We start from the raw sequence: 11,254 nt of genomic DNA, 5'->3' as shown, positions 1-11,254 counted from the left end.
AAAAGGAGTTTACTTATGAGTGGTATTGTTGCCGGCTACGGCAACCCAAAATTAACGGATATTGAAAAAATGCAGAAAATAGCCAAGCATCGTGGAAAGCATAATTCAGGGATTTTTCAAAAAGGAAAGGTAATTCTTGCTCAAAATTATTTTGAAGCAGATAAAGGAGAAAAGACCGATTGGGAAATTCCGGTATTTATTCCCGGTGATAAAGATACACGTATTTGCTATGATGGACAGTTTGGAAATCATGAAATATTAGCAGAACAATTTGGTATCTTTGATGGCCCCTATCGGGAGGAAAGATTGCTTATTTCTCTCTATAAAAAATATCAAAACAGAGTTTTAGTAGAATATCTCAAAGATGCAATTTTTGCTTTTATTATCTCTGATGGAGAAAAATTTCTGGCAGCAAGAGATGCATTGGGAATTAAAACACTCTTTTATGGATACAGCGAGGATAAAAAAACCATTTATTTCTCCTCAGAACTAAAATCCCTTTTAGAAGTAACCAAAAATGTATATGAATTTCCACCTGGCCATTATATGGACCAAGATGGTCAATTTAAAAGGTTTGCACAGCTTCCCAGAATGGTTACAGGGAATCTGGAAGATCAAAAAGCAAAAAATATTGCTAATCATCTGGCAAAAATTGTCAGAAGAAATATTCAGAACAGGCTTGACCTTACTTACAAAACCGGTTGCTTGTTAAGTGGTGGGCTGGATAGCAGTATTATTGCCACTTTGTTTAATCAATATAATCAACAAATAAACGGACCAGAGGCAAAGATAAAAACCTTTGCATTGGGAGTAGGAGAAAATGAAGATTTAAAATATGCTCGTATTATGAGTAAATTTCTGAATTCAGAGCATTATGAGCTAAAGATAAACACAGAAGACATAATTGAAGTATTGCCAAAAGTGGTCTATCACCTGGAATCATTTGACCCATCACTGGTGCGCAGTGCAGCATCAAATTATCTAATTGCACGGCATGCAAATAAACAAGGAATGCAGGTTCTTCTCTCCGGAGAAGGAGGAGATGAACTTTTCTGTGGTTATGACCATTTTAAAGAAACCTGTGACCAGGCCATTTTTAAAGAACAAAAAGAATGCCTTAGAGCATTACATAATAATGCCGCCCTACGCCTTGACAGAATGAATGCCTGCCATTCTATCAAAGTAATTGCACCTTTTATTTCTGAAGAGTTACTTAATTTCTCAATGGAGATACCGATAGAATATAAATTAAAGCAAACAGAGGAAGAACAAATTGAAAAATGGATTTTGCGTAAGGCCTTTGAAGGAGATTTACCAGAAGAAATAACATGGCGAACCAAAGCAGAATTTTCCAAAGGCTCTGGTTCAGCCAATGTATTAGAACAATACTTCAACAAAAGTATTACTGATAGTGAATTTGAAAATGGTAAAAAGAGATATACAATAGTCAGAAATAAAGAAGAGTATTACTATTTTAAGTTATTTACTAATTATTTTGGTGAAGGTAAAGCAGTAGATACCGTAGGTCAATGGGACAGAACATAAAATAAATAACTAATTAGTTGCTAATCAATATTTAGAATAAAATTACAATCTCTGAATTGGGAGTTAATATAATGAAAATCGGAATAATGTCGGATACACATGACAATCTTCCTAATATCAAAAAAGCAATCACTATATTCAACCATGAAAAGATTGATTATCTCTTTCATGCCGGTGATTTTGTTTCTCCTTTTACTGCCAGGGAAATAAAAAACATAAAGTGTTCTTTTGCAGGAATATTTGGCAATAATGATGGTGACAGATTGTTTCTACTCAATCAATTTAAAGATATTGGACCAATTTATCCCGAACCTTACAAAGTCAGCATTGAAAATAAAAAATTAATCATGTTTCATAAAGATGATGTTATAAGTGATCTGGCAAAAAGCCAGTCTTATGATGTTATTATTTACGGTCATACGCACAAAATCGATTTATATAAAAACGGAAAAACCACAGTTATAAATCCTGGTGAATGTGGTGGTTGGCTCACCGGAAAAAGTACTATTGCTATTTTAAAATTAACTGATTTAAATGTCCAAATCATAAATTTGTAGAATTAAAGTAAATATATTCCTATAAATTTTATCTAAAAAAGTCAAGCTATTTTAATTAATAGCTTGACTTTTTTATTTCTATTATTTATATAATTACAGAGTTGTCTATTCTTCTTCGATTGATTCTTGTTCCTCTAAAATATCTTCTTGAATAAAATTCTGCAATGATTCTAAGGTATTTTTCAAATCTTCTAAGCTTCTACCATATTCCGCCCAATCACCTTGTTGAGCAGCATCAGTGGCATCACTGTAATATTTATTGGCATTTTCAATCAGACTGTTAAGAGTTGTTCCTTCTTGTAAAATAATACTTGGGCTAATCTCTTCTTCAATCTCTCTGATAGTTTCGCCAAAAAGCAATCTTATGGCAGTTTCCAGATCCACAGCCATGGTTACTTCTGAACCATCAGATACAATAACCCTTCTCAGCTGGGGTATTTCACCCTGCTCTGCTCTCAAATAAAGGGGTTCAACATAGAAAACAGAATCTTCAATGGGAATAACCAGTAAATTCCCTCTTATGACTGAAGACCCACTCTGACTCCAAAGGGTAATCTGTTGGGAAATTTCGGAATCCTGATCAATCAATGCTTCAACCTGCATAGGTCCATAGATAAGTTTATCCTTGGGGAATTTATAAACGAGTAGCTCTCCATATTTTTCGTCATCATTTCGCGCAGCCAGCCAGGCAATCATATTATTCTTATTAACAGGAGTATAGGGAGTAATTAATATAAACTCCTCTTTTTCAAAATCCGGTAATTTTGCAATCAAATAATATGGTTCCATTATTATTTCTTCCCCGCGATAAATCTCTTTAGGAACAGTCCAGTAATCCTCTTTGTTATAAAAGACATCGGGGTTTTGCATATGATAATCGGAATACATTTCAGTCTGTACCCTGAATAAATCTTCTGGATAGCGAATATGGCTATGAAGATCTTCCGGCATTTCATCGATTGCTTTAAACAAATCAGGGAAAATTTTATCATAAACCTGAATAATAGGATCTTCCTGATCAACTATATAGAAATCTACATCTCCGTTATAGGCATCTACTACGACTTTTACCGAATTACGAATATAATTAAACAACCTGCTATACGGCTTGGAATAAGGAAAATTATCAGAAATTGTATAAGCATCCTGTATCCAATACAATTTGCCATCATCTGCAATAACTATATAAGGATCACTGTCATAAACCAGAAATGGTGCAATTTGCCTGGTACGGTCAATAACATTGCGATGCAGCATTATACGACTATCCTGATTCGTACTTCCGGTTAATAATATATTTACATCTCCAAATTGTATGGCAAACATCAATCGGCGCCATAATGAAGAAATGGGAACTCCCCCGGTCCCTTCATAGTGAGTATAGACATTCTCATCACCAAGAGGATAATCAAATTCTCTATTATCGGTATTTACAATAACATATTCTTCTGTTTTTTCTCCATAATATATTTCTGGTCGAGTAATATTTAAATCAACTAATGAAACAGGCGGGATGTCTTTTATAGAAAGATGTGGTAGTCCATCACTTTCTACCATGCTTACCGGACTTAAAACTGCACCATATCCATGGGTAAAAGTCAATCGCTGATTTACCCAGGTTTGAGCTTCCTGAGCAAGCCTATTACTGTCCAATTCACGAGCGGCAATCATCACTTGCTGGTAATTCCCGTTCAAATGGTAACGGTCAACATCTACTCCTAAAAACTCATAATACAATCTTATTGATTGGATTTGATTAAATGTTTGTTCAATTGGCCTCCAATCCCATAAACGAATATTGCTTATTGTTTCCGGATTATTTTGAATATCTGCATAGCTGATTCTTTCTTCAATTGGAAAATCCTTCTCCACTATCCTATCCAAACCATAAGCCTTCCTGGTCATCTCAATATTATTGGCAAGGTAAGGTCTTTCCCGGGCTAATTCATTGGGTGCAACAAATACTCTCTGAAAAATTCCCGGTAATAATCCGTTTAAAAATATATATACAACAAAAATCGCTGCAACACTAATTATTGCTAAGTTAACATTTTCACTTTTAGCAGTGACAAAAACCACAATTGCCGCAACTATACAAAGTAGCATGGATATTCTTATTGCTAAAAGGTTAACATGGATATCAGTATAACCTGCTCCATAGATTAGACCCTGGGAAGAATATAACAATTTTCTGGCATTAATCCAGAAAGATGCAGCTTGTACTAATAAGTAGGTACCCAATAATAGAGAGAGATGTAATTTTACCGGGGGGTCAATGAGTAGTTTACGATTTTCAAAACGTACCGCTCTTTTGGCTATATAAACAACAAGGACAATCACCAGAATAAGCCCAATTGCAAAGCTTAACCAATTACGAAGATATTCCAAAAATGGTAGACTAAACAAGTAGAACCCTATGTCCTGTCCAAAAACAGGGTCATTCATACCAAAAGAAACCCTATTCAAATACATTAATACTGTTTCCCAATTTACTGATTCTGATATACCCATTAAGACTGATAGAACAAGTGAAATTCCAATTACAAACTTTTTGCTGATTTTAAAGCTCTGTAAAGTCCTGTATATCTGCATTTCCGGTCTTTCAGCATTTTCTGGTGCTTCTTCAACCTGTATCGGGGGTGCATAACGGCGGGCATAATTAAAATTTATAAAACTTAGAATAAAAAATAGTGCAGCAAAGAAAATGCCTACCCATAATTGAGTAAATATTATTTTCCAGAACACTGATAGATAATTTACTGAAGACAGCCAGACCATGGGGATATAAAATCGGCCAATAAAGGCAATAAGCAGAATAATAAATAGGACTACTCCGCCTATCAGCCACATTTTCATTTTAGAATCTTTTTCTTTTAAGGGATTCATTAAAATCCACCTTTCATTTTAGAGATTTAATATCACAATAAAAAAATTTTATTATTCTATAAAATATATTTTTATTATAACATTAAAACACCAACAGTAAAAATTTTTGAGTTTACATCTCAAAACTAAAAACTCCCAGTATAACCAGTTACCAGAGCTATTGATATTTTATTTACACAAGATTATCTGCTATACTATGATTAAACTAGAAAATATATCGGCAGGTAATTTATGCAAAAACATCTTGAACAAGTTGTCATTGTAGGAAATGGGGAGGATTGGAAGAAGGAAAAAGTAATCCGATTTTGTCAGAAAGCTGACTTTATAATTGCTGCTGACAATGGATTAACATTGCTGCATAATCTTAATATACAGCCAAATCTAATCATTGGAGATTTTGACAGTGTTTCACATGAACTTTTAGAATATTATCACCATGTACCAAGTAAGAAACATCCAATTAAAAAGAATTTTACTGATTCAGAACTTTGTATTCAAGAAGCAATCAGCATGAATGCAAAAGAAATTACTTTGTTGGCAATGACCGGTGAATATTTCGACCATAGCTATGCCAGTATAATGAATTTTTTCAGGAATTATCATAAAAATATCAATATGAAAATAATTACATCCAATTCAACTATTTTCCCTGTTACTGAAAAAACAATATTATCAGGGTTTAAAGATAGAAGATTTTCATTATTCCCATTGACAAATGTTACACAATTTACTATGACAGGTTCACAGTACAACTTCTTAAAAGATAATTTGTCATTTACCGATTACAGTATCAGTAATACAATTATTAAGGATAAACTGGAAATAAGCTTTAAAAAAGGGAAGCTATTTTGTGTTTTATTTGATAAGGGATTTAAATAAATATTGTTTCTTCTGCCATTTTCCGTCATTATAAATTTTAGTATTTCTATGTAGATGTATTAATATCATTTCTTCCCTGTATCCCATGGGTCAGGATGCAGAACCATCAGTATATAACTCAGGGAAAATTGGTCAATATAGATAATTTTCTTGGAAAACCGGGGTAATGTATAAGAAAATTTTTTCTCATTCCACATAATTTAATGCTCTAAATCAACTTCTTTGGAATTATTTTGATATTTGCTTAGATTTATGAGTGGCTCTGTCAATTGCTTTTATCAATGCAACTCTAAACCCGCCATCCTCTAACTCCATTAGTCCGTCTATTGTCACACCAGCAGGTGTGGTTACTTCATCCTTTAATAATGCAGGATGCAATCCGGTTTCTAAAATCATTTTTGCTCCACCTAAAACAGATTGTGCAGCCAGCTTGCGTGCTAATTCCCTTGGCAAACCCATCCTCACACCTCCATCGGTAAGAGATTCTATCATCAAGTAACTGTAAGCAGGACCACTTCCGGAAAGAGCAGTAACTGCATCCATAAGTTCTTCTCTATAAATTACTTCTACTTGACCAATCGACTTGAATATTTTAAGAGCAGGTTCTAAATGTTCCTTGCTTACATACTTACCAGGACACAAGACAGTCATGCCTTCATTAACCAAAGAAGCTGTATTAGGCATAGCTCGAATAACAGGTACAGATTTATTTATTTTTTCCTCAATAAAATTAGTGCTGATTGCTGCTGCAATTGATATTACTATTTTTTCCTTATTTAGTCCGGGCAATATCTGTAAAATTATCTTTTTAATCATTTGTGGTTTAACTGCTAAAATAATGATGTCACTTTTGGAAACTATCTGCAGATTATCTGTACTGGCAAAAATTTGATGTTTATCTCTAATTTTTTCTACAGTGTCTTCCCGTGAGGTTGTCCCATAGATTTGTACAGGCTCAACAACATGATTTTTAAGGAGACTACTTATAAGAGTTCCTCCCATCTTACCAACGCCAATTATTCCAATTGTTTTTTTAAATTTCATACTGCACTTTCCTTTTTCTAAATATATTTATTGTGTAATTATGTCTTTTTAGTTCTAAATAATATTCAAATAAATCATGAATTAATACAATTTATTTAACTATATCCCCTAATACTATATTACACAATCCCATTATATCAATATCTTGCAAAAATTTATTCCAACCTTCTTCTCCTTCTAATGTATGTTCAGGCTGACCATAGTTAGTGAGATAGACAATAACAAGGTCATACTCAGGGTCAATAAAAAGAAAAGTCCCTGCTCCACCCATTTTGCCTATTGCTTTCTTTGATACTAAATCTCCAAAAAAAGAGTAATCACTAAAGGCATATTCCCAGAACCAGGTTTTAGGTCCACTTAAAATATAGTGAAGATATGATGATGGTATTTCATATAAACCAGAATTTGTTATCCCTTCTGCCATTCTTTTTACAGTAACTTCTCCTAAAATTCTTGCGTTATCGTAGATACCATTATTTAAAATCATTTGAGAAAAAACAAACATGTCAGAAGCAGTAGAAAAAAGGCCATCTGAGCCTAATACTTCTCCTAAATAATGTTCTAAATCTTGAGTAATCTCCCCTCTTAAAATGCGACCTTTGTCTGATTTTCCGGTTGCAGCGCAATTTAGTTTTCTCTCAGGATTAAATGTGGTATTTTTCATTCCTAATGGTTTAAAAATCCATTCTTCAGCAGCTGAAGATAAAGGTTTTTCTATAATTCGTTCTAATAATTTCCCCAATATTCGACAGGAAACATCACTGTAGAAAACTTTGGACCCAGGCTGGCAAGCCAATTCCTGTGTATAATGTAAATTCCAGGCTTTCTCTATATCTCCCTCTGAAGCAGCTTCTTCACAACCGGGAGGATCCTCTAAGGGAATACCACCTGTAAAATTAAGGAGATCCCTTATTGTTACTTTTTCTTTTTCCTGATTAGTTCCAAATTCTGGTATATAATGAGTTATTTTATCATCAAGATGAAATTTACCATCTTCGATTAGTTTAAACACCAATGGTAGGGTAACCATTACCTTTGTGATTGATTCAATGTTAAATAGAGTATTTTTATCAACCTTATCATCTTCCATATTAGAGTCTTTAACCTTTGAACCAAATGATAATTCTGAAATTACATTACCTTCATAAGCTACTAGTACTTGACCACCAGGATATAAACCTTGTTCTATTTTATTGCTAATAAATTTTTCAATCTTACTTTTCATATTTTCTCCAAATATTTTTTATTAAGAAGTTATGTCTTCTTCTGTTTTTGGTTTGAAAATCAAACGTGCTATTATCATAATTATAATGGTTGGAATGATCCAGCCTATCCCCTGTCCTCCAAGCGGCATTCTGGATGCAATATTAGAGATAAAATTATTCGTCATACCATAAAAGGAGAGCATATCACCTAAACCAAAGAATAAGGCTACGATAATACCAACTGCTACGGTCTTTTTGATACTCTCAAACTTTGCATATAAACCACTTAAAATAATTACAACAATAGAAGGATATACTAAAACCAGCCATGGAACAGTATAATTTATAATTCTACTTAATCCTACTAAACCTAAAACAAACCCTGCAATTGTTGCCAGTGCCACAATTGTACGGTAATTGAGTTTACCTTTGCTCATTTCAAGAAACATATCTCCGGCCATTGAAATAATAGCCGCTGCAGTAGTAAGACAACTCAGCGCCATAATAATAGCAAAGCTAACTAAACCAACTTGCCCTAATAGACCTGTAGAAATTTCAGTAGAAAGAACACCTATTGGAGCTTCTGGATAAAAAGCACCTGAAGATGCACCTAAATACACGAGAGCAGTCGAGGTAATTCCTAAAAGAACCGCTGCAGAAAATCCAATAACATTCAAATTTAAGCTTTGGTCTTCTCTACCCTTTATGTTTCTTATACTTAATTCATGCAAAACCCATCCTCCAAATAAGAGGGCTGCTATCGCATTCATTGTATTGTAAGCCTCTAACATTCCAGTACTTAAAATATTCGTTGATTCCGGTGCCTTGGGAACAGCCAGTGGGGTTGCAATCCCTTTTATAACTAAAATAACTACAAACAAGATTAGAATTGGAGCTAATATTTTCCCCAATTTATCCATAACTGTTGCCCGTGTGTAAGCAACATAAAAACATATCAGAAAGAATACTGCCAATGTAAGCCACAATGGTACACTGGGTAATAGTGGCAAAATTGCCATCTCATGAGTTGCAGAAGAAACGCGAGGTAAAATAAAAAATACAGTAATAAGAATTGGAATAGCAGTATATATTTTTCCAAAAAAATCACCCAATACCGTAGACGCTATCCCGGTTAATGATTTATTCTGGTGGGCACATGCTAGGTATGCTAACCAAACTCCGACACTATTAACAATCATATAACCTAAGGCAGCAACAAACCAACTTGTACCAGCTCCTCGTCCCAGAATTGGCGGAAAGATAAGATCACCTACTCCAAAATGTGAAGAAAACATTGCTCCTGATATTAATATCAGAACAGACACGGGTAATAAATTATTTTTACTCATCTTTATACTCCTATATTTATAAATATTTATAAAGTCCCTCTGCCACCTTCCAAGGAGGTGGTTTTACCATGCTTAAATAAATCCAAAAGTTATTTTTTTCTAATTTTTCTTTAATCCCCTTACTTATGTTCTTAAAATCTTTTATACCTCCTTCAACAAGAATCATTGCAATGTAATGAAAATGATATCTTCTAATCTAACCTGGTATGAATTAAAATATTTTGATTAATATTAAATATAAAAAACCCGGAAGGATAATAGTTATGGAACCTATCCTCCGGGTTTTTATCCCAAAAGTGTAATCTATTTTGCCTGTATTAAACAAATAGATCTTATACCGCTTGGTCCAGCTTCTATATTTAGAACGGAACCCTAGGTATACTTCCATTTTCTTTATATTAATTTAAAATGCTACCAATCTAAATAGTTAATGTCAAAACAATTAATATTATTTTATTAGAATTTGCTTAGATTTCTTTTCTTCTTTTCTCTTATTACAATCTCATCTAAAATCTCAGCACCTTTTAGAATAATATCATAACACTTTTTCTCTTCAGTTCTATATTTGTCTTTTAATGGCTTACAATCAAAATTACCCAGCTCATCATTATAACGCTTAAATAATTCTTTACATAAATCCTTGATTTCCGGACTTTTATGTGCATTACCCTTTACAAAAAGATAACCCAAAACCATAAGAGAGCCGGTTACTACTCCACATACATTCTCAACTCCCATTCCCCCACCAAAAGCAGCAGATAATCGTAAACAGTTTTCTGATAAGCCTAAATTAAAAGCCTTATTTGCTCCATACAGTATAGTTTCAGAACAATTTAAATCTTCCTTTTTACCAAAGCCTTGTTCGATTAAATCCTTTAACATAATTCCCCCAAAACAATTTTTATCTTATTATTACAATTATTAGTATTAAAAGTTTCATACACCTATTTCTTATTTTTTTTATACCTATCAGAAAATTATACAGTGATTTATAAACTTTTTTATTAATATTTCTATTAATATTTTAAATTTAACTGGCCTCATTGCACCTAACAGCTCTTATTCTATAGTGTTTTTTGAATATAATTGTCCTTCGTCTTCAAAGATAGTCCTAATCTCAGCTGCAGTTGTTGCTTTAGAAAGTGCTGACATACTATTATGCTCCATTTGCTGTAATAATTTGAGTTTTTCTACAACTTGTTCAAGTTTATTGGCGGGGAATTTACACGCACCATTTTCGTCCATGTGAATAATTTCACCTGGGGCAACATCCATGCCTGCTACAGAAACAGGAGTATTGATTGAATGAACTGCAAAATCTCCATGTCCAGCAGTAACACCGGTTAGCATATACTGAAAATTCATGGGGCGAATCTCATCAATATCACGTGATGGTCCATCTGAAATTACTCCCACACAACCTATCGATTTCATTGCAGTAGTCATATTACCACCTGAAAGCCCCACTTTCCCAGCTATTTCTGGTGGAAATATTTGTTTAATTATTAATATGGTTGGCTTTTTTGATTCTTCCAGGGCATCAATAACATCCATAAAAGTTAGACGAGAATAATTAGCATCTGGTAAACCGTAGGTACAGGTAACCGCATAACCTACAGTTCTGCCAAGATCAGGATACATACAACGCAAAGACTGATCAGTATACCAATTCTGAGTCCAGGGATTATAAAGTCCAAGGCACATTGAATTTGTAGGATAAGTAGCCACCACATTGGTAACAGATGGTGTATTGTATTCTTTTAATTTATATAGAAGGTCTTTTTCGCTT

At 33.6% G+C, this 11,254-nt stretch carries 9 protein-coding genes; 3 read left to right on the top strand and 6 right to left on the bottom strand.

Annotated features, from left to right (window positions below; all coding sequences use genetic code 11):
• On the top strand, positions 1-1,545 hold a 1,545-nt coding region (locus PHQ99_06365; GenBank protein ID MDD4289194.1), incomplete at its 5' end, for an asparagine synthase-related protein.
• A gap of 71 nt (positions 1,546-1,616) precedes the next feature.
• Positions 1,617-2,102, top strand: a complete 486-nt coding sequence (locus tag PHQ99_06360) for a metallophosphoesterase (GenBank protein MDD4289193.1) — start codon at positions 1,617-1,619, stop codon at positions 2,100-2,102.
• A 105-nt stretch (positions 2,103-2,207) separates the two neighbouring features.
• Here the strand turns inward: PHQ99_06360 and PHQ99_06355 are convergent, their stop codons facing one another.
• Positions 2,208-4,988, bottom strand: a complete 2,781-nt coding sequence (locus tag PHQ99_06355) for a UPF0182 family protein (GenBank protein ID MDD4289192.1) — start codon at positions 4,986-4,988, stop codon at positions 2,208-2,210.
• 231 nt (positions 4,989-5,219) lie between these two features.
• Between PHQ99_06355 and PHQ99_06350 the strand changes: the two genes are divergently transcribed.
• Entirely contained in the window at positions 5,220-5,867 is a 648-nt protein-coding gene (locus PHQ99_06350) for a thiamine diphosphokinase (GenBank protein ID MDD4289191.1), read from the top strand.
• Between the two features lie 228 nt (positions 5,868-6,095).
• Here the strand turns inward: PHQ99_06350 and proC are convergent, their stop codons facing one another.
• From proC to PHQ99_06325, 5 genes are all read right to left on the bottom strand, one after another.
• Entirely contained in the window at positions 6,096-6,911 is an 816-nt protein-coding gene (gene proC, locus PHQ99_06345) for a pyrroline-5-carboxylate reductase (GenBank protein ID MDD4289190.1), read from the bottom strand.
• Between the two features lie 91 nt (positions 6,912-7,002).
• Positions 7,003-8,136: a serine hydrolase gene (locus PHQ99_06340; GenBank protein MDD4289189.1), complete on the bottom strand. Its 1,134-nt coding sequence runs from the start codon at positions 8,134-8,136 to the stop codon at positions 7,003-7,005.
• Positions 8,137-8,157: 21 nt separating this feature from the next.
• A complete protein-coding gene (locus tag PHQ99_06335; GenBank protein MDD4289188.1) occupies positions 8,158-9,465 on the bottom strand; it encodes a branched-chain amino acid transport system II carrier protein in 1,308 nt (435 codons plus the stop codon).
• A gap of 456 nt (positions 9,466-9,921) precedes the next feature.
• Positions 9,922-10,347 (bottom strand): C-GCAxxG-C-C family (seleno)protein, encoded by a 426-nt coding sequence (locus PHQ99_06330; protein ID MDD4289187.1) that lies wholly within the window; start codon positions 10,345-10,347, stop codon positions 9,922-9,924.
• A gap of 177 nt (positions 10,348-10,524) precedes the next feature.
• Positions 10,525-11,254 (bottom strand): RraA family protein (locus PHQ99_06325; GenBank protein ID MDD4289186.1); only part of this gene is annotated, 730 nt, incomplete at its 5' end.

This window comes from Atribacterota bacterium (genome assembly GCA_028703475.1).
Classification (GTDB): domain Bacteria; phylum Atribacterota; class Phoenicimicrobiia; order Phoenicimicrobiales; family Stramentimicrobiaceae; genus JAQVMU01.
The sequence above is the reverse complement of the archived record's forward strand: the minus strand, read 5'-3'. Positions and strand labels throughout refer to the sequence as shown.

What these genes read in the sequence shown, in the direction of transcription:
- PHQ99_06360 (MDD4289193.1), top strand. Translation starts at nt 1,617, where the DNA reads ATGAAAATCGGAATAATGTCGGATACACATGACAATCTTCCTAATATC.
- PHQ99_06355 (MDD4289192.1), bottom strand. Translation starts at nt 4,988, where the DNA reads ATGAATCCCTTAAAAGAAAAAGATTCTAAAATGAAAATGTGGCTGATA.
- PHQ99_06350 (MDD4289191.1), top strand. Translation starts at nt 5,220, where the DNA reads ATGCAAAAACATCTTGAACAAGTTGTCATTGTAGGAAATGGGGAGGAT.
- proC (MDD4289190.1), bottom strand. Translation starts at nt 6,911, where the DNA reads ATGAAATTTAAAAAAACAATTGGAATAATTGGCGTTGGTAAGATGGGA.
- PHQ99_06340 (MDD4289189.1), bottom strand. Translation starts at nt 8,136, where the DNA reads ATGAAAAGTAAGATTGAAAAATTTATTAGCAATAAAATAGAACAAGGT.
- PHQ99_06335 (MDD4289188.1), bottom strand. Translation starts at nt 9,465, where the DNA reads ATGAGTAAAAATAATTTATTACCCGTGTCTGTTCTGATATTAATATCA.
- PHQ99_06330 (MDD4289187.1), bottom strand. Translation starts at nt 10,347, where the DNA reads ATGTTAAAGGATTTAATCGAACAAGGCTTTGGTAAAAAGGAAGATTTA.